The organism is Chitinophaga filiformis, assembly GCF_021646545.1.
GTDB classification, from domain to species: domain Bacteria; phylum Bacteroidota; class Bacteroidia; order Chitinophagales; family Chitinophagaceae; genus Chitinophaga; species Chitinophaga filiformis_A.
Map to the genome: position 1 here is coordinate 163,181 of NZ_JAKIRP010000011.1, position 20,993 is coordinate 184,173.

At 46.7% G+C, this 20,993-nt stretch carries 14 protein-coding genes; 6 read left to right on the forward strand and 8 right to left on the reverse strand.

The genetic code is table 11. From position 1 onward, the window contains the following. Nucleotides 1-6: 6 nt before the first annotated feature. The 4 genes from L3C95_RS23680 to L3C95_RS23695 form a co-directional block, all read right to left on the reverse strand. Nucleotides 7-696, reverse strand: coding sequence for a hypothetical protein (locus L3C95_RS23680; RefSeq protein WP_236391348.1), 690 nt, complete (start codon nt 694-696; stop codon nt 7-9). A gap of 18 nt (nt 697-714) precedes the next feature. Then, entirely contained in the window at nt 715-3,270 is a 2,556-nt protein-coding gene (locus tag L3C95_RS23685; protein ID WP_236391350.1) for an outer membrane beta-barrel protein, read from the reverse strand. Between the two features lie 102 nt (nt 3,271-3,372). Beyond that, nucleotides 3,373-4,074, reverse strand: a complete 702-nt coding sequence (locus L3C95_RS23690; protein WP_236391352.1) for a response regulator transcription factor — start codon at nt 4,072-4,074, stop codon at nt 3,373-3,375. Further along, nucleotides 4,046-5,485, reverse strand: coding sequence for a sensor histidine kinase (locus L3C95_RS23695; RefSeq protein ID WP_236391354.1), 1,440 nt, complete (start codon nt 5,483-5,485; stop codon nt 4,046-4,048). The genes L3C95_RS23690 and L3C95_RS23695 overlap by 29 nt, the downstream gene beginning before the upstream one ends. A gap of 105 nt (nt 5,486-5,590) precedes the next feature. Here L3C95_RS23695 and L3C95_RS23700 point away from each other — a divergent pair, with 105 nt between their 5' ends. Then, complete coding sequence (locus L3C95_RS23700; RefSeq protein WP_236391356.1) at nt 5,591-6,046, forward strand: YhcH/YjgK/YiaL family protein; 456 nt, start codon at nt 5,591-5,593, stop codon at nt 6,044-6,046. Nucleotides 6,047-6,246: 200 nt separating this feature from the next. Here the strand turns inward: L3C95_RS23700 and L3C95_RS23705 are convergent, their stop codons facing one another. After that, nucleotides 6,247-6,645, reverse strand: a complete 399-nt coding sequence (locus L3C95_RS23705) for a DoxX family membrane protein (RefSeq protein ID WP_236391358.1) — start codon at nt 6,643-6,645, stop codon at nt 6,247-6,249. Between the two features lie 168 nt (nt 6,646-6,813). On the opposite strand from L3C95_RS23705, the gene L3C95_RS23710 reads away from it, so the two are divergent. The 3 genes from L3C95_RS23710 (at nt 6,814) to L3C95_RS23720 (ending at nt 13,629) form a co-directional block, all read left to right on the forward strand. Then, nucleotides 6,814-10,020 (forward strand): hypothetical protein, encoded by a 3,207-nt coding sequence (locus tag L3C95_RS23710; protein ID WP_236391360.1) that lies wholly within the window; start codon nt 6,814-6,816, stop codon nt 10,018-10,020. Nucleotides 10,021-10,030: 10 nt separating this feature from the next. Continuing rightward, nucleotides 10,031-11,689 (forward strand): SWIM zinc finger family protein, encoded by a 1,659-nt coding sequence (locus tag L3C95_RS23715; RefSeq protein ID WP_236391361.1) that lies wholly within the window; start codon nt 10,031-10,033, stop codon nt 11,687-11,689. A 434-nt stretch (nt 11,690-12,123) separates the two neighbouring features. After that, nucleotides 12,124-13,629, forward strand: a complete 1,506-nt coding sequence (locus L3C95_RS23720; protein ID WP_236391363.1) for a reverse transcriptase family protein — start codon at nt 12,124-12,126, stop codon at nt 13,627-13,629. Nucleotides 13,630-13,851: 222 nt separating this feature from the next. Here L3C95_RS23720 and L3C95_RS23725 read toward each other — a convergent pair whose 3' ends face one another. After that, nucleotides 13,852-14,214: a hypothetical protein gene (locus tag L3C95_RS23725; RefSeq protein WP_236391364.1), complete on the reverse strand. Its 363-nt coding sequence runs from the start codon at nt 14,212-14,214 to the stop codon at nt 13,852-13,854. A gap of 220 nt (nt 14,215-14,434) precedes the next feature. Here L3C95_RS23725 and L3C95_RS23730 point away from each other — a divergent pair, with 220 nt between their 5' ends. Continuing rightward, nucleotides 14,435-15,598, forward strand: a complete 1,164-nt coding sequence (locus tag L3C95_RS23730) for a cytochrome P450 (protein WP_236391366.1) — start codon at nt 14,435-14,437, stop codon at nt 15,596-15,598. A 246-nt stretch (nt 15,599-15,844) separates the two neighbouring features. Continuing rightward, complete coding sequence (locus L3C95_RS23735; RefSeq protein ID WP_236391368.1) at nt 15,845-17,638, forward strand: ATP-binding protein; 1,794 nt, start codon at nt 15,845-15,847, stop codon at nt 17,636-17,638. 35 nt (nt 17,639-17,673) lie between these two features. Here the strand turns inward: L3C95_RS23735 and L3C95_RS23740 are convergent, their stop codons facing one another. After that, nucleotides 17,674-18,654 carry a terpene synthase family protein gene (locus tag L3C95_RS23740; protein ID WP_236391370.1) on the reverse strand — a complete coding sequence of 327 codons (981 nt, stop codon included), beginning with the start codon at nt 18,652-18,654 and terminating at the stop codon, nt 17,674-17,676. 686 nt (nt 18,655-19,340) lie between these two features. Beyond that, the gene (locus L3C95_RS23745) at nt 19,341-20,990 is read right to left on the reverse strand and encodes a hypothetical protein (protein ID WP_236391371.1); all 1,650 of its coding nucleotides are present in this window, start codon (nt 20,988-20,990) and stop codon (nt 19,341-19,343) included. Nucleotides 20,991-20,993 lie beyond the last annotated feature (3 nt).

Here is a 20,993-nt window from a genome sequence, read left to right on the forward strand (position 1 = left end):
GAACGGCTACTTTCCTTTCTGGTCGCTGCTTTTCACTGTTTTGAGATCAGAAGGGGGAGTTACCTCTTTCTCTGTCACCGCAATGAATTCAATACTGGTGGCCTTGAAGCTCACTCTTTTGCTATCCATGGCAAGCACGACGCCTTTATCGGTGAACGTGCTTGCCGGACTGCCGGCTTTTAATGGCAGTTCTGTTGTGTACCAGATAGTGAGCGGCCCATTTTTGGATTTAATGATCAACTTCCTGCAGTTAAAATCCAGGATCTTCTGCGTATCAGCACTCTCTGTTTCCTTACCCTGGTCTTCATCCTTTTCAAACAATGATTTCTCTACCAACACCGGAGGATTCTTTGCTTTGTCTACCCACCAGAGTGTTTTCCTGTCAATGTCCGCATATTTCTCATTACCATCGTCTGAAGAGACCTTGATGCTGGTGTTAACGCCGTCCTGCTCATTTTTTATGTCGTCGTTGAAATAGGATTTCAGACGTTGTCCATTATACTTCAGCTCCGCCTTCTCGACAACAGTTTCCGGTACCAGGTCTTTATACTGCATCTGGTCAGGCTTCAAAGAGGCATGAATGTGATAGGTAATGTCATAACGGATCACTCCCTGCGTTTTGTCCTGTGCGAAGCTGTATTGCTGAAAGCAGCCGATAACCGCTGCCAGGATAAGTGTGCGGATGATGTGTTGCATATTGTTTTATTTAAGTGTTTACTGATTATTCTTTGCAAAATGACGCAGCTTACAGATCAGGCTGAGCATGTAATAGCGGCCCAGCACATTATTCTGCCTGTCTTCCGTGTACCCGTTGCGGGCCAGCCGGTTGAAGCTTTTATTCTGGTTCAGCAGGTCATATCCTTCCAGGCGGAGTGAGAACTGCTTATTGATGTCCCTGGAAAGACCTCCGCTCAGCAGCGCCACCGTATTGTTATATGCCCCACTCAGACCAGTGGTGGTATAACATTCAATGCCAGCATCTGCATTCAGTTTCCAGGGCAAATTGGCCATCAGGTCCAGGCCGTAATTCAGGAACCAGTATTGCTGATTGGTACCGGGATTCGCTTCACTGTGACGGTCATTCCAGCTGGCATTTCCCCTGAACGTCATGCTGAGATCACTGATGGGATAATAATTGAAGTTAAAGTCAGGTGTAATCCCCCATTGCCTGATCTTGTCGGCAATAGCATTGAAGTAGCCTGGATACCTATTGTACGACAGTTCCGCCCCGAACGTCAGACTGGAACCGTTACCGCCAAAAGGCACTGACCTTTCTCCATGCAGACTGCCGGAGAAATAACCATTGGCATTTATGGGAGAAATGAGCTGCCGGCCCGCACTGTCAATCGTATAATAATCAGTAAACTGGTTCCTGACCGCAGATATACGTAGCTGGATATTGGTGAAAACATTACTGTAGATATTATTGCTCAGATATGCCAGTGTCATATCATGATTAACGGCCTGCTGCAGATCCGGATTACCTTTCCTTATATAAAGCGGATCGCTGATGTCTTCCAGGGGACGTAGTTGGTTAAGCCCGGGCAGCACAGCGTTACTGTTATAATTGAGCGTCAGCTGTTTGGATTTCGAGAAGCGGTACCGCGCGTATACATGCGGTAACACTGTATTGTAATTACCGCTGAGACGATAGGTTTTGTAATCAGAATTACCTTTCAGGCGACTGTTCTCTATACTCAATCCTGCCGTGTAATTGAACTTCTTATATCGTCCCGCAATGGCCACATCTGCAATATTTCTCGTGATCGTGCTGTTATAGATATCACTGTACCGGTCGTCCAGCACGTTATATGCGCCATCTGCATGGTTCATGTTATAAGCCAGCTGTTCGTAGTCGCCCTGGTTAATGTTAAACTGCTCCGTCAACCGTAGGGCAGTATGCTTTGTCAGCTGTTCAGTATAGATCAAATTATTATTCAGGGAATAGTTATCCGAATGTCCCTGCGTCTGCTGGTTGATACTGTCCGTGGTGCCCAGGTTATAGTATTCATTCCGGGCAATGTTCAGGCTCTGATTCTCGACCCGGAGGTATTCCGGCGTAACTACGAGCGACAAGGTACGGCCCGGCTTAGCAAAGCGGTGGCGGTACAGGATATCAGCAGTTGCATTTGTGTTCGTGTTGTTGCCGTTCAATACCTGCTCTCCCTGGTTCAGCAACAATGTGTTATCAGCTGTGTAAGAGCGGTAGGTCCTGTTGCTTTTGAGCACCGATGTGTTATGATTAACAGCAGGCGATATCTTTAACGAATTATACTTGTCCAGCCTGATATCGAAAGCTGCATTGCCCCGGTGATTATTATTCTCCTGTAACGAGATGCCGTTCTGCAGATAGTTATAGGCAGTATCTGCCAGCAGGTAATGACGGTCGTAATTGAAACTGTTGCGGGAGGTAAAGCGGTTGAAGAAGTAGCTGCTGCGCAATTTAAGCGCCTCCCCCCAGTCGTTGTTGTAGTTCACGCCACCATACTGTGTATTGTTGATACCTGTAGGGCGGGCCAGTTGCGCTTTTTCCGCCGGATCATCGCTATTGATACGCACGCCTTTCATCTTACTCAGTTCCGCAATAGCAGCAGCAGGCAGGTTATTGAACAACTCCGGGTTGGCGCTTAACATCCTGATCAGCTCTGAGGCAGAGAACCCGGATTTGTTAACGTTATTGGCTTTGAATAACAGGGATAGTTGCTGTTCACCGGCGAAGCTGTTGATATTCAGCCCGCCGTCATATTTGCCATCAGGGCCAATACCGGCGGAGATGTTGCCAAAGTACCCCTTTTTGCTGTTCTTCTTCGTAACAATGTTGATGGTCTTGACCTTATCACCGTCATCAATACCGGTGAATTCTTCCTGGTCACTCATCTTATCCAGCACCTGTACCTTGGCTACCATGTCAGCAGGCAGATTTTTAGTGGCAATGGCAGGATCATTACCGAAGAATTCCTTTCCATCTACCAGCACCTTAGCTACTTTCTCCCCCTGTGCCGTGATGTTGCCGCCCTGGTCTACTTTTACGCCTGGCAGCTTCCTTAACAGGTCTTCTACTACGGCATTCTCTTTGGTTTTATATTGTGCAGCATTGTATTCTACAGTATCGCCCTTCATACGGATAGGAGGACGGCTTTCCACGACCACTTCCTTCAGGTCACGTATTTTCGGTTTACTGGTATCTGTCCGCACAGTGTTTTTCGTTTGCGCAGACAGCCTGGCCGTAAACAATAAAAGAGCAGAAATAATAACGGTAAAGTTTCGCATGGCCTCCATATTTTCAGACCATGCAAAAGTAGCAGGAAGCGCTACCGGACTGTGTTAAAGAGTCTTGTTATATCCTTAATGAATGTTAACAGGCCGCGTTTGTTAATATACCAGTTTGTAACCAAGTCCGCGTACATTGACCAGTTGTACAGATGGATCATGCTGCAGATACTTACGGATCTTGCTGATATAAACGTCCATATTACGGGCGTTAAAGAAATTATCGTCTCCCCATAGTTCCAGCAGGATGTTCCTTCGATGGGTGGTCGCATTGGGCCGTTCTGCCAGCATTTTCAGCATATCGGCTTCCCGCAGGGAGAGGCGGATATCGCCCTTTTCATGCCGTAGTTCCTGCCTGTTGTGGTCAAATGTATAAGTTCCCAATATATAGACGCCGCTATTATTGGTGTTGGGAGCGGCAGGCGTATTGGCTATCTGGCTGCGTTTCAACAATGTCCTGATACGCAGGATGAGTTCTTCCAGGCTGAAAGGTTTTTTGATATAGTCGTCCGCACCGGTCTGCAGTCCTTTGATAACATCCTGTGTTTCGCTTTTGGCTGTCAGGTAGATGACAGGCGTTTGTTCATCCACCGTACGGATGTCTTTTACAAGCGCAATACCGTCCTTTTTAGGCATCATGATGTCCACTACACAGATCTCCGGCCGGAAAGACAAATACTGCTCCCAGCCCTGTGCGCCATTTTCCGCATGACTGATATGAAAGCCATTGGCCTCCAGGGTTTCTTTAACGACACCCGCCAGTACTATTTCATCTTCAACCAGTAGGAGCTTGATCTTTTTCATATTTCGGTAATTGGAAAGTAAAGGTAGTACCATTGCCGGGAACGCTGCTAACGCTGATACTGCCATGCAGTTGATGCAGCAACGCTTTCACGTGGCTGAGCCCCAGTCCATATCCTTTTGTATCGTGGCGGTCTCCCTGTACCACCCTGTAAAACTTATCAAAGAGGAACGGGAAGTGTTGTTTCTCAATGCCATTCCCGTTGTCTTTTACTGTAAAGCTGTAATGCCCTGTAAGTTCTTTTACACTCACGTGTATCTCTTTCTGCGGCTTATCATTGTATTTAACAGCATTATCAAGCAGGTTACTCAGAATGGTATTAAAAGCGGTGATATCGGTCTGAAAACGCCCTTCCTGCAGATCATACTGCTGGCTGATACTTACTCCCGGCAGATGGGCGAAGCGGACAACGGCATCCTTCACCATGGCCTTAAGGTCTGCCACCGTCACAGACAGCGGTTGCTGCTCCTGTTCTTCCCTGGTTACCTGCATGATCTTATCGATCAGGTCCTGCAATCTGTCCAGCTCTGTTTTGGAATGCCGGAGGTAGCGCTCCGTTTTATCCGGATCGTTGATGCCCCGGAAGGTGAGCAATGCCTCATTAGTAGCCTTTAAAATAGACACCGGCGTTTTCAGTTCATGCGTCACATGACTGATAAACTCCCGCTTCATGCTCTCCAGTTTTTCCTGTCGCAGGATGATACGCCACAGCGTCCAGATGCATCCTATGATGAGAAAAGCGATGAAGATGGAAAGAATAATAGCGCTACTCATCTTCTTCAGCAGATAGGTGTTAAGTCCGCTGAACTGTACCCCCATCATCTTTTTCGGATTATTCATACCTGGGTAGATCATTAAAGTAGGCCGGTTAACGGTGGTATCGATTTCTTTCCCGATCAGTACCTTGAATGACAGGGGAATATGCTTCTTATCCAATTCTCTCCGGTAATACCTGTTTAGCGTATCAATATCCGGTATTACATCTGTAAAAGAGGAAAAGACAGTGGAAACAAAATGCGCCAGCGGAGAGATGGTATCGAAAGACATATTAGTGTTGGCGATGGATGTGTCCAGGTGAATATTGTCCGGGATTAACTTTTCCTCCTCTTCCTCAGTTGAGTCGTAACGTATGAAAGCCTTCGGCCCCTGTGCCGGTTCTTCTTTTGAAGACTTGTCTACGTCGATCATTGCCTGAATAGTATATTTCTTTTGCGCCGGTTGGCCGCCGGACTTTATTTTAGCGGTAATGATAATGGCGTTGTCATATACGTTATGGAACGCCTCAGTAGCCGTAGCCACAAAGGCCTCCTGCTGCGACTGGTAGGTTTGCCGTAACCAGTACAGCTGAAAGAGCAGTACTGCCAGCAATGCCGGTATAGCGATCCACCATATTCTTTTTCTAACCTTACCCATATTCCGGCAAATTTAACTTTCTAAAATTTCCGGCCGCCGATTCTTTAACAATCATTAACGTTTGTTCACATTTGATTGTATCTTGCCGGCGCATAACAGACGCATATGATCATCGACACTTTAAAAAACGCGGACCTTTACTATGGCCTGGGCCCTAAATTCGTAAAAGCTTTTGAATATCTGCGGAACACAGACTTTTCAAAAGTAGAGAAAGGTAAATATGAAATTGACGGTACGGCCATCATTGCCATTGTAAATGAATATGATACAATTCCTACCGCAGGCGAGCAAATGGAGTCTCACAGGAAATATATCGACGTACAATATATCGTAAGTGGCGAGGAACTGATAGGGCATGATTTCCTGCTGGAGCGGACGCCTTCAAAAGCGTATGACGATGCGGCGGACTTTATGCTATTCGGAGAAACGCCGGCCTTCTTTTCAAAATTAGAGCAAGGCATGTTTGCCATCTTCTTTCCTACGGATCTGCACATGCCAAATATCAAGGTGAAAGAGCCCGTTCCGGTAAAGAAAGTCGTGATGAAGATCAGCGTACAATAAATTATTTCGTTGCTGGTATCCACCGCTGGGGAGGAACTGCCATGTTTATAACACGCAATTCTCCCCGAGCGGTAATAACCCGGTGAATGGTTATACGTTAACCGCATTCAATCGCCGTGGCAGGCGTCATGTTTGTAACGCGGGTGCCCCCCGGCAAAACACGCATTCACCATCAAATTCCTTTTTCCGGTAGTCACATGTTATTTCTTCAAGAGTTTATCCAGCGCATAACTATTGTATGTAACATACCCCAAAAGCAAAGCAAAAAATACCACATGGATCAATTGAGAAACAAGCGCCTCCCAGCTCTCGATCAGCGTGGTACCCAATATCAAAAATATCATTACAATACTTCCGGCAATCAGTGACTGCCTGGTAAACAATCCGATAATCAGCAATAATCCTATCAGGAATTCTGCTACAGGAAGTGCATAACTGAAAGGCTTTACAAGAGAAGCTGGCAGCATGGAGTTTTCAAAGCTCTTAACCATCCAGCCACTGAACTTATCGAGTTTGGGTAATCTCACCAGCCCGTGTCCGAACATACTAACACCTATGGCCAGGCGCAGGATTAAAAAGCTGACTGTGTTGTTGATCATTTGCGTGTATTTAACTGTTTGACGAGGCAAATTTCGGTCAGGCAATTATCATCCTGCCTGTACGATTGGAGGATAATTCTGTACTTTTTCCGGAAAGCTAGAGAAAATTTATCCCATTCATATAAAAAATAATATTATTTTGGCTGCTGTGTTTAATGTTGTTAGCTCATGCGATTTATAAAGCAAACAAAGCTTTTCTTTAGAGAGGGGAATTCGGACAAGACCTATGAGATTGATTTATGTGAAGTTGGCCCCGGACAATATGTCGTAAACTTCCGCTATGGTAAGCGGGGTAGTGCATTAAAAGAAGGTAGCAAAACAGTGTCCCCGGTAGACCTGCCAACAGCCACCGCTATCTATGATGCGCTTGAAAAAGAAAAACGCTCCAAGGGATATTCTGCCGAACAGGATGCTGGTCCGGTAGCAGAATTTGTTTCTCCTGATACATCACAGGTGCAGAATCCTGCTCATGTGGCTATTTTGAAACGCCTGGAGTATGCGCTGAAAAGGCATTCAAAGTTCAAAACTGAATGGAAGACTTCCCGCGTTATCTGGAAGGCAGGTGAATACCGTATCAGGGAAGCGGCCCCCATTATCGCGAAACTGATAGAACGGGAGGATGCTATGCAACGCTACTCCTCACTGTGGGCCCTGGGCCGTTGTGGAAGCGAGAACGATATCCCGACGCTGAAAGCCTATGCGGAAAATAGTAGCTATCCTTACTACCTGCGCCAGATGGCCACTCATGCCATGTTACTCTTATTGGCTGAAGATGCTCGTAAGAGTTATATAGCGCAATTCGAAAAGGGACTGCCGCCGGAATTTCAGGAGGCGATAAGATCGGCTGGCAAACAAGCGCTGGGCAAGCTGCTGGAAGAACGGGTAAAAATACTGTCGCAGCCGTCCTATCCACTACTCGAAGAACTGTATATAGTAAGTATTGCAAATCCTCTTGTACGGGAAGTATTGTTGAAGTTCCTGGGTACATTACCCTTCAAAGTCAATTTCTTCCAGCATATCCGTCACCTGTTCAAACAAGCTGAAATCAGGGATGACCATGAGTTGATAGCCATGCTGGCTGAACGCTTTGAAAGGGAACAGCACAATGCAGGCGATGGCACTTACGCCAGCAAAAAAAGGCCATATCCTAAACATACCCGTTCTTATCTGCGCCGGCGTATACTGAGGCGATTGAAGCAGATGGGTAATCAGCATGATCTTAATTATGTCAGGTTTTCGACAGCCATATTACTGCAATACGATGCGGCCAAGCATACCGGTCCCCTTACGCAGCCATGGCGGAATGCCCCTTATGATAGTATCTACAGTCCTGCTACACACCATTTCCCGGCTAATGCAAAGGCGGTATTGCTCAACTACATTTTGCAGGGCAATAATAAAAAGCTGGAACTGATAGCTGACGGTACTTTGTGGTATATTAAACAGGACCGTTCGGGTACATCCAGTCAGCAGTCCGGCCATCAGCCGAATAAAGGAGAAAGTCTGCTGAAAAAAGTGGCTGCTTTATTCCGCGGCAGCCGTAAGTCTACAGATATACAGCCCGGCATTTCAACTGAACAGGTGGTTAAGCCCGTCGACAGTGAAGTGCCTTTCCTGCACCTCTGGCAACAACTGCCACAGGCATTTATTCAGTTGCTGGTAAAAGGAAAGCTGGATGAAATCCACGACTTTGCGCTGCATCAGCTGTTACAACATCCGGAATACGAGGCGCTGAAGGAAAAGATGGATAGTCACGTCATTCGTGCTTTACTGGCCAATCCTTTCCGCCTGCCACAGGAGTTCGGTCTGCAGCTGGCCAGAGAGAAATTCGATATCAATCATCCTTCCCTGCCCATTATACTGGCTTTATTGTATAGCATTTCCGCCGAAGCGCGTGAACAGGCACTGGAATGGACGGCGGCAAGACCAGACCTTTGCCTGGCAGATGTCGACTTCCTCCGTGAGCTGATCTTCTGTCCGTATGAAGAGGTCCGTGCATTTGCAGGAGCGCAACTGGCGCAATACAAGCCTGCTGACGATAAAATCAGGCTGCTTACAGGTAAAGTAATTGCTTATCTGCTTTCATTGAAAGAAGCAGACGAGCAGCTTAATGATACACTCACAGATGGTTGCCTCATTCTTGAGAAACATTTCAAAGATGCACTGATACAGCTGGATTTCAAAGTGATAGAAGACCTGTTACAGAGTGAATTGCCTGCAGCACAGGCACTGGCTGCCCGTTTGTTGTTCCTCAAGAAACAACAATTCAAACTTGATCTGATCACAGACAGCCTGTTGCACCGTTTACTGGAACATCCTTATCAGCCGGTACGAACTGCTGGTATCGACGTCATATCTGCTATCGGTGATGCGGAACTGGTGAAACGCCATGGGCTTTTATTCTTCTGTTGCAGTGCTTCTTATGCCGATGTGAGGAGCGCAGTGAGACCATTGCTGAAACGCCTTGCAGAACAGTACTCTGAACTGGCGGTATGGCTGGTGAATGAGCTGGTGCCCTTACTGATGCGAAAAGAAACATCTGAGGGACTACATGCAGATCTTGCCACATTGCTGAGCACTGAGCTGGTAGGACACTTACAGGATATCGATCAGGCAACCGCTTTACGTTTATTATATTCCAATTATCGCCCTGCCCAGGCTTTCGGTGTATTGGTGCTGGAGAAATATATCCCGGCAGAAAGTCTTACTATCAAGCAGGTTATCGCTGCCGGTAACCATGAATTGGAGGCCGTAAGACAATGGTGCCACCGGTTCTTCCAGCAACATGTTGCACGCATCCGGCAGGAAAGAGATTCGGCCGTGGCCTTGCTGGACGCTACCTGGGAAGATACGCGTGTTTTTGCCGAAGCATACTTCCGCACGCAGTTTGAGGCGGCAGATTGGTCGGCAGAATCGCTGGTGGCAATTGCCGATAGCGTGAACCCTACTGTACAAGCCTTCGGGCGCGAATTGCTTACCCGTTTCTTCCGGGAAGAGGATGGCGCCGTTTACCTGATGAAACTCAGTCAGCATCCCGGGGTAGCTATGCAGTTGTTCGCTACGAACTACCTGGAGAACTATGCAGCAGGTAACCTGCCCTATCTCATGGAACTCGAACATTATTTCAGATCTGTACTGTCGAGAGTGAACAAAGCCCGTGTAGCCAAAGAGAGGATCTTTAACTTCCTTGAAAAAGAAGCGCTGCGATCACAGGAAGCCGCTACCTATATCGGAGGTATTATCACGGATATATCCGCTACCGTAGCTATCGGCGATAAGGCCCGCTGTATTTCGCTCATGCGTAATATCCATCAGTCATATCCTGAGCTGTCCTTACCAGTACGATTTACCGATTTTCCCATGAAACAATCTTAAACCCTGGAAGATGTTATTTAACTATAGATATAGCGGACAAACCGAGGTTTACAGCAATGCAACATCAGCTGGAATATCATTTGCCCCTGATACACACCGGGAGCCGACCTTCTTCAACGGCAAACTGCGTAAAAAGATCGCCTTCCGGGAAGCAATTTCAGCTTTGCACGATGTCGTGGTATCTGACCTTCGTTTCAAACCCAAAGACAAAACCGCCTATAAAGAATGGGCCGCTCAGCAGGAATCAGTCTGGCTTGCCGAGTACATGGGCCAGTACAATGCAGATGCCGCCAATGAGCGCATCAATGCCCTGAACCTGGAACTGCGCAGCATTTACAATGAGAAGGAAAAAGTAATGGCCCCTTTTTATAAAGCCCGTAAAGCCTATTTCGATTACCTGTACCAGAAAGACAGGGACGCATGGTTTGTGCTCGATCCTGTTATCAGCGTACACCCGGATGAGATATTCTTCGAATGTTTCAGCCAGGACGAATCTGCCTACGGTAAACTAAGCGCCAGCTACAATGTGTTCAAAGAAGTGAACGAGTTCCAGTGTGGTACTACCAATATTGATTATTCTGCCGCATTATATAATGAATTTCAGAAGATCCGCGACTATAAGGAAACCACCTTTTCTGTCGATCCTGCCGGCTTCTCCGTGCAGACCACAAAGGAGGAGATGTTCCGTGAAGTGAAGATAGACCTGCCCGATAGCTGGGTACGCGGATTCCTGCAGGTAAGTTCCGCGATGACACTACCTGCTGCCAGCTTTGACCTGCACCCGATGGACGTCTACAACTTCTGTAGCTGGCTGCGGAGGTTCAAAGAGAAAAAAGGTCCGCGTTCCATCCGTTTTGTGCTGGACCCTGGCCAACCAGTGAAGGCAATATTCGAACCCTGGAATAAAGAGATCATCTGCGCACGTTCCATCTATACCGGTCCCCAACGCAGAGAGATCCGCATATGGGGCCGCAGGCGACTGCTCATCCTCGAACGCCTCATCCCCGTTGCAAAGAAGTTTACCGTACATCTTACGGGCAGCGGTTTGCCGTCTTTCTATGTAGCCGATCTGGGCGACATGCAGTTTACACTGGGCCTCTCCGGATGGACAGCCAACGACTGGTCACGTGCCGGGCAGTTTGATCTGATGGCGCCAAGAGCCGCGGTGGAAGATGCAACGAAGCTTCGCGTGTTCAGTGAGTTACAACAGATGTGGATGGGAAAACCAGAGGAGATCTCCGCAAGAACAGGTGTATCTGTTCCTGAAGTACTGGCTACATTAGGTATCTATACACAGGCAGGTAAAGTGATCTACGACCTGCATACAGGCTATTACCGTTTGCGTGAGCTAAGCAGGGACCCTTTGCCACTGGACCAGTTAAGGTTCTCTAATCCTAAAGAAGAATCAGCTACGCGACTGATAAAGGAAGGTAAGATCTCCATGTCAGTACAACACGTGCCGTCGGTAGGATTACAGGTTGAGGGACAGATCACTGCAGAGCGGCGTACATACCGCCCGGTTATTGTAATCGATAACGATGAGCGTATGAGCACAGGGCATTGTGATTGTTATGACTACATCACGAACAAGCTCTATAAAGGCCCTTGCGAACATATGCTGGCACTGCGTATGGCATATGAAAAGAATAAGACTAACAATAACGCATAAGCAGAAAAAGAAGATGAGGAGATAAAAAAGAAATGAAAGAAAAAAATGCAATATGTATTTGTACTTTCAATAATTGTCTCTATCTTTCGCATCAGAAAAAGATCTTTGTAAAGAGGAAATGATTGCACTTGCGCCTGGTTTCAGGAAGAGTGATGTTTCGTCACTCAGGTAACATGACATTTTCATGCTTCACTAAATGCAATCTTTACTTTGGGAGGGGCGTACCTACTAGTATTTTACGGTACAAGCCCCGGGGGCTCAAAATACCAGTAGGTACGCCCCTCCCTGGAGTTGATTGATTTAGTCAATGGCTTGCACGAAGGCCGTTTCCTCTTTACATTATTTTTCTGTTGACCCTTATCTCCCCTTTTTTTCTTTTCCGCTTTTTACTTGAACGAACTTTCTTTTATCAGCAATAAACCGTCTGAAAGATTATGGCAGAAGGATTGACGCGTCAGCAACTATATGACCGTATCAGAGCATCTACCAAAGATGAAGTCATCCTGGAAGAAATGACCCGCCTGGGTTTCTGGCAAAAAAATACCATTAAGCCCTCCCCTTCGGAAGCCCTGATCCACAGGGAAGCCGACTTACACCGAGAACTGAATAAGTTACTGGAAGAGAAGCGCCGCTACCAGAACCGGGAGAAAATGCTGCTTGAAATGCGTAAGCAGCGCATGGCAGCAGCGAAGGCTAAAAGAGCAGCGACAAAACTGCGCAATGAAGAAAAGCGTAAGGAGAAAGCTGCTCTATGGGCTGAACAGAAAGAAAAAAACATCGTCTACCTGGGCGAAGATGTATCCCAGGGCCTGAATAAGACTGTTTCCGATACCGAACGTCTCACGGCAGCAGGCCTGCCTGTCTTTCATGATGGCGTTGCACTGGCAGCCGCTATGGGTATCAGCATCGGCAAACTACGCTTCCTGGCCTTTAACAGGAAGGTGGGACATATCACACACTATAAGCGGTTCTATATACCTAAAAAGTCTGGCGGCAAACGCCTGATCTCCGCTCCCATGCCACAGCTGAAGGCTACACAGTACTGGATACTGGAAAACATCCTGTATAAGGTACCTAACAGTAATGCAGCGCATGGCTTTGTGCCGGGAAGGTCCATCGTTACCAATGCGGCGCATCACGTAGCACAGGATATTGTGATTAATATCGACCTGCGCGACTTCTTCCCCACTATTGAATACAAGCGGGTGAAAGGCATGTTCTGCAAACTGGGTTACAGTGAACAGGTAGCTACCATTCTGGCACTGTTGTGTACAGAACCGGAGGTTGACCAGGTAGCGCTCGATGGAAAGGACTATTATGTGGCCAATACTAATCGCCATCTGCCGCAGGGCGCCCCTTGCAGCCCGGCTATTACGAATATTATCTGCTTCCGTCTCGACCGTCGTTTTGAAGGTCTGGCCCGCAGGTTCAGTTATACTTATACCCGCTACGCAGATGACATGACCTTCTCTGCCAGAGAAACCGCTGCAGATGATGCAGGCAAGCTGATTTGGGGCGTAAAACAGGTGGTGAAGGAAGAAGGCTTCGTAATCCATCCTGATAAGTTAAAAGTGATGCGGAAGGGCGATAAAAGAGAAGTAACCGGTATTGTGGTGAATGATAAGTTGAGCCTGGACAGGGAAACATTGCGTAAGTTCAGGGCCCTGCTGCACCAGATATCCGTATCCGGATTAGCGGGTAAACAATGGGGCAAGGGCAATATTGTCAGCAGCGTGGAAGGTTATATCAACTATGTATTGATGGTGAAACCTGAAGCCGGTAAGCAACTGAAAGATAAGTGGCGCCTATTGCTGAACCGGGATGATATCAAGGCGCAGGCACGTACAGCTGCGACACAACCTATCGTACCACCCACACCACCCTCAGGTAAAGAGAATAATAGCAATGAAGGCGATAAACCCTGGTGGGATATTGTATAACAAGTAATAATAGTTATAGGCGTCAGTCAACCTGCCTGCAGCGTCGCCCTTGTGTTTTTAGCGCCGGGTACAACCACGGATAGCAAAGATCAATGAACGTCCTTCAGAAGATTACCTGATTACGCCGGTATCCAAATGGAAAGAGCCCATATCTCATTTTGATATGGGCTCTTTTTTATAAATAGAGGATTAGTAAATCTCTGATGATAAAATTAAGCATTTTTATTGATTAAATGGATGCATATCTATCACCGTATCATTTCTATAGTAAGTGCCTAGTTGACGCTGGCCTTTTTCATTATAGGTGATAGTTGGTCCATCTTTCTTATCACGCTTATAAAATTGCACCGCGGCTACCTGCCGGTTGTAGTTAAAGACCTTTACATAGGAAAGCGCTGTATCTTTCTTATGCGTATAGACTTCCGTCTTCAGATAAACTCCTCCCTGTCCCTGTAAGGTCTCTGTGAGTCTATAGTCTGCCGTATCTGCCAGTGCATATGGATCGTTGGTAATGGGGCCTGCAGACTGCCTGCATGCATAACAGCTGAATAAAGCTGTAATGGTAACGGATAAGTAGTATTTCATATTGTGGTATTGTTACAGCAATCTAGCTGGTTTTTCTTAAAATGATGTCTGCAACGAGAGAAATCTCAAGTCGTTAACAACGAGTTAACTTTTTCCTCAGCACATTAAACTATTTTAGTCGAGTGTATGTTAAATAGCTATAATATAGCATCCAGTAATCTTATCTATTTGTATCAGGGACAATAACCGAATCTGTATTCTACGACAACTCAAAGATTGTATGACTCCATCTACCTTAACATCCCCTTTAACCTGGCATCAGCAGATGCGGGAAGAACAACCAGTTTATTTTGATCCGGCATTCAGGTTTTATTTTGGCGGGCAGGGAGCCTGGCAGGTATTCCACCACAAAGATGTGCAAAGAGTGCTGAGTGACTATGAAGTTTTTTCAAATGAGTACATGCCCAAGTCTGATGATAATTTGCTTGGCAGCAATCTGAACCAGACCGACCCTCCGCGTCACCGTCAGTTGCGCGCACTGGTAACAAAGGCATTCTCTCCATCTATCGTCTCCAAAATGGAAAGCTGGATCCGGCAGGAATGTAACGAGCTGTTGGAGCCACACCTGCAAAAAGGAGAAATGGATTTCGTGAAAGCATTCTCTATTCCTCTTCCCGGCAGGGTCACCGCACAGCTATTAGGTGTACCTGATCAGGACCATGACCAGGTAAATGCCTGGATCAATGCCATCTCAAGTGATCCCGCTGTAATAGGCATGGATGCTTATTTCCAGGCCCAGCAGGAAATGGGTAAGCTGTTTATGACCTTACTGGAAGAAAGGTCTAAAGAACCACGTGCTGATCTGATATCTCACCTGTTACAGGCTGAAATAGATGGCGAAAGACTTAGTATACCAGACACGCTTGCCTTTTGTATTGCCTTGCTGATAGCAGGCAATGAAACGACCAATGGCTTCCTGGCCAATGCTATGTATACATTCGCAACCCTACCTGCCGTGCAATCGCATCTGACGACCAACATACAGGACCTCCCCGCTGCTTTAAACGAAGTACTGCGCTATGAGCCCCCGGTTCAGAGTATGTGCCGCATCGCAAAGATGGATGTGGAGCTGGGCGGACAACTCATCAAAAAAGGAGATCTGATGAACGTATGGCTGACGGCAGCCAATCGCGATCCTGCAGTATTTGCCGATCCCGATACTTTTAATATCAACAGGGATAATATCAAAATGGTGAGCTTTGGACATGGTCCGCATTATTGTATAGGCGCCATGCTGGCAAAAATGGAGGCGAAAATCGCTTTCGAGATCATCCTTGAAAAGATGAAAAACATACAACTCAAGCCGGGAGTGACGCCAGAAAGGAATCCAAGTACGATAGTGGCCGGATTCCTGGACTTACCTATTGTATTTGAACAAAAATAAATATGACATTATACTAAATGAAACAGTATAAAAAGTATACTGATTATACTAAGTGATATAATTTTGAATGTATGTAAATTGCAAGTGGAACTGGCCCCAAACTTTTATTATTATACCCACTATTTACAGACGACTAGCTACAAACATCCGAATTGAAAAACACTGACAGAATGGACCAAAGTACATGTTGGGAACCTGTATTATTCCATATTGTATGTCCCCCTTTTTAACGTAAATGATTGGTGCATGAATCTATTACAACTACTAACTAACGCTGGCTGCAGCGAGATACCCGATGAAGACAAGAGACGCACGCTCAAAATAGTGAATACTATTTCACTGATTACCGCCGCCATGTCAGGTGCATTCGGCCTTGGCTGCTTTATAACCACAGGCAATATCGCTATTTCCGCTCCGGCGCTGATAGAATGTGCCCTGTTGTCGACCGTTATTCTGCTGAATTACCTTGGCCGGAATGCCGCCGCGGGACTGTCGCTCATCATTATCAACAATGCCAGCATCCAGTACTACAGCGCTATCATGGGCAGGGTAACAGAGGTACATCTCCTGTTTATTTTCCTCGTAGGACTTTCCCTCCTGGTATTTGAAAAAGACAAGCCGAGGCGCGCCTTCAGCATAGCGTTCACCATTTTCGCCTTTCTCATAGGTGAGATCAACATGTACAACGGTTTTATATCACCGGTTGTGCCTCCTGAAGATCATACGAATGCGCAGTTCATTATCAGATGGGTAACTATACCTAGTATCCTGATCCTCGACCTGCTGGTGATCTATTATTACGTGAGGAATATCGAAAGACTAAGGATCCGGGAAATGATGCATGTACAGGAAATGCTCGACACGGTAAAAGAACACAATAAAGACCTGGAAGTGCTCACCGCGCAGCTGGCCAAAGCGACAGATGCTAAAACTGTCTTTGTAAGGGAAACCAGCCACGAGATCCGCACTCCCCTGAACGCCATCTTTGGCATCAGCCAGCTTCTGCAGCTGAAAGTGGAACAGGACCGCTCACTGGCTCCCATTAAGCAGCTGGCAGACCATTTATATGCGGCCAGTTACAACACACGTGATATCATCAATAACGTACTCGAATTTTCCCGCATCGAAGCAGGCAAACTCGATACACCACAGGCAGGCCCGCTGAATGTCAGGGAATGGATGGATAACATTGTCAACATGCACCAGTATGTGGCAAGTGTGAAGACCGTGAAGGTTAAGGCCACACTCGATCAGGAGATCCCGCAACTGATCCTGGGCGACAAGATACTGCTGACCAAAACGCTGAACAACCTCCTGTCAAACGCCATTAAATTCACCCGTCAGGAAAGCACCGTAACGCTCGACATCTTCCGGAATGAATACAAATGGTGCCTCCAGGTAACTGATCAGGGCGAAGGCATCAGCACAGAAAGACAGTCAACCATCTTTGATGCATTTGTAACAGAAAGGAACATCTTCCTGGAAGGCACGGGATTGGGATTACATATCACCCGTCACCTGGTAACATCCATGGGTGGCGAGATCAAAGTCTACAGCAAGGCCGGCAAGGGAACGACATTCACAGTCATCCTTCCGCTCAAAACACCTTCAGCAATATGTAATAACGGGTTAGATGATGACAGCAGGTCAGTTAATCTGACCGATACCAGCATCCTCATTATAGAAGATGACAAAATGAGCCAGATGGTATTATCCCGGTTCCTCAGCGGTATGGGTAGCCGTATCATACTGGCTACAGATGGTTTGGAAGGACTACTGCTTGCCAGGGCCTCAAGACCGGATATTATCATTCTGGATTCCCATATTCCCGGTATGAGCGGGAAAGATACACTGGCACAGATCCGCACGGACGATGTACTGAAAAATGTTCCCGTAATTATAGCCAGTGGCGACGCCTTTAAGGAAAACAGTGAAGAGCTGTTACTGGCCGGAGCAAACGAGTATCTTGTAAAGCCGATAGATTTCAAAGTGTTGCATAGCACGCTCTCTAAATATCTTAGAGCTAACGCCCACCACTGATTCCCCCTATAATCAGTGATGGGCGTTTTGCCCGATCACGCTATCTCCAGCATGGTAAAATGATACCTTTCTGTATCTTTTACACTCCAGTCAATATTACCTTTCATCATTACCGCCAGCGCGTCAATGTAACGGCGTAATGCCGCATCGGTTATTGTGCCGAAGGATGGCAGGCGACGCGACAAACGTTCAAACGCCTTTACCTGCTCATCATGTATCTGCACAGCGGCTGTAATGGCTTCATCTATGGTACAGTCCCTGTTATTACGGATCAACATTACAATGTTCATTTCATCTCCCTGTTCCAGTTCTTTATTGAATGAGAACAGGTCATTGGCCCAGCAGATGGTATTGCTGCAGAGTTGTATCAGCTGCTGCACGGTGCCGTCAAGAAATACATAGTCGGGTAAGGAAAAGCCTTCTATAGCTTCCAGCAGATAGGCAAAGAAACTTGCCCCGCTGAAAAAAGGCCGCCATTTCATATACTCTTCCAATGTTGGCAACTGAGCGCGGTTAACCTGCTCAATACGCCACAAATTTGCGGCAAACGCCTGTTGCAGACTTTCAATAAAACGAACCTGCCAGCCAAGGTTCCCCAGCTTGCGGATCCTTCTCCAGAAATCACTGACTGCACTCAATACAGGTCCTCCTTTCTCAAGAGATATCTGCCTGTTGTGTTTCATAATGCCGATCAGCGCATGAACAAGCCTTTCAAACTGTTCTCTTTGCTTAATACCATCAGTCCCCTCACCATGTTCATCAAACTGGTCATCCAGTACAAACAGTAAAGTATTAAGATCAGCTGCAATGCTCAATGCGTGCAGATCGGCGGTAGGGAACATCCTGGCCACCATCCAGGTAAATTTTTGTCTGTGATAATAAGTCCACGTTTCTTCATTCGTGACGAGCTGGTGCTTTTTTACCCAAAGAGTAGTGTGTCTGTCTGCTTTGTCTACATAAGGATTGAGGGTAGTCGGAAAAGGGCAGTATAAGCCCGGCAGCTGATGTGTGTACATAATAGGAATTGGTTTTTTGATAATGAAAATGAACAAACACTACACAGGGGGGCTTGTGAATCACATGACAACGTTAAAAGACCCAGTCAGGGCTTATTGCACACACTGCAGACAGGATTTATACAGCGTAATGGAATTTACATGTTTATGGAGAATTAATCAAATAGTGTGTACAACTCAGATCCGAGTAATCTCAACTTGGATTGATCTTTGAATGATCGTAAAACAATTTCACAAAGAGAGAAAAGAAAGAAAGAAAGAAAGAAAGAAAGAAAGAAACAAGGTAGTTATTATCTGCACATTGCCGGCAGTTACGCAAAAGACGCATCAGGGTCACAACAGTCTTCCGTTATGAAGCGCAATTGGGAGAGCGAAAGTAGCACCGGTTTCAGATGGGAATGGCGGGCCTTCGGCTCTCCGGTGACACGACCGACGCTGCCCAATCTCTATCCAACCCCAATTCGCTTGACAACGTTCAATAGCCTTCCAGAGAGGCGCCGACCGCCATCCCATACTGAAACCGAAGCTACTTAGCGTGAATAACGAAAGTACCCCTGGAACAAAGAAGCCCATTCCCAACACAAACCGAAGCTACTTAGCGTGAATAATGAAAGTACCCCTGGAACAAAGAAGCCCATTCACAACACAAACCGAAGCTACTTAGCGTGAATAATGAAAGTACCTCATCAGAACTTCACCCACGCAATACAAGCCTTCTTCTCCTCCGCTTTCCGCGTGATCATGATAGTCGCATACGTAGATTTTTTCGCATCATAATCTGATGCCCCCAGCATACAATAATATCCCTTGAAAGTTTCAGGCGTACCGAAGAGAAACAATCTTTCCTGGCCGGCGTCGGTACATCTGTAACAAACAGTATTAGCTTCTGTCAGGTATTTCAACGGCTTTTTATCCTGATAGGTACCACCCTGATCCAGGTAAGCAAGATAGTCGTTGAAGATAATATAAGTGGCCTTAGGCGCCGGCAGATATTCATAGGACAGATAAGGGGTGGTATTCAATACCTGTATCCTGTTGCGGAAGAACCACTGCCCCTTCTTTTTACGGTGAAAGTATAAGGGTTCATATGTACCATTAGCGACCTGCATTTTCGCCAATGCGTAGCCTGACTGCTCCTGGCCGCTGGCATCCAGCCGGCTCACACCAATGTCGTTCATATTGGTATGGGCCTTATTCCACGAGTTACTGCCGGTAGTTGAAAACTGCGTCATGTTTTCCAGCAGCACAGTACTACTGCCATCTTCGTGTGTGATCAGTGCCTGGGGCTGTCCTGTATAAGCATCGGCATATTTCATCTTCTGCTGCGCAAAGGCAGTGATCTTGTCTGTTGTCAGCACCTGGCTGTTCTTAAACGCCAGCGTACCTGCATCCAGGTAGTTCATATAACTGGCGGGAACCGCAGTTTTAGCCGACTGATTATTGGTGGTGGTCAGGAGTACCTGCAAACCATTCACAGCAGATGCATATTGTACAGACGCATGAACATCGGTAAAGTTTGCCGTATACGGCAACATGGTATGCGTGAAGCTGCTGTCTTTTCTCCCAATAGCAGATATAACAACTACCGCACTGGTATCTTTCAGGCTTCTGCGATTGCTCAGCGCAACGGTGGCCAAATATATTCTCTCAGCTCCCTGCACAGCCATATCCATATAAGCCAGATAAGGATAGTCCTTTTCGGATACGCTATAAAAACTACGTCTGATCAGCTGGTGTTCCGGTGTAAAGTGAAGGATCTGCACCCGTTCTGCTGCTGATTCCTTCCGCTGCAATTCCCCTCCCGCAAAAGAAGCCACGGCATAGTAACCGCTCATTGGGTCCCTGGAAACATAGAAATCGTGCGAAGCAAAGTTATCCTGCACCATTACATCCCTGTGCAATACAGTAGGCAGTTCTCCCAGCTTGTCTTCCTGCACCAGTTTACCGCTGTTGCCATCCAGCACCAGCCGGTACAGGTTAGGCTTGTACTTTACAAGCTGTTGCAGGAAGATCACTACCTGGTTATTGATAGCAAAGATACCGTCAATCTCCGTGTCGTTAAGGTCAGCAGCATCCCACAACTTCCCCTTGATAACTTCTGTAGCAGCGATGGCATGCTGCTCGTTATAAATGTTCGCTATGATCCCCTGTTTCTTGTCGAAATGAAGGTAACACGTATTTCCACCAGGCAGTAGCACGATCTTGTCAAAGCCTTCTCCGGGCTCCGGAAACGTAGGGCTAAGCTGTACTGACGGCGCTGGCGTGGGTGTTTGTGCAAAAGAGTGGCTGGTGAATAGCAGGAAAAACAGGCCTATGCCTGTCCGGAAGTATTTCATAGG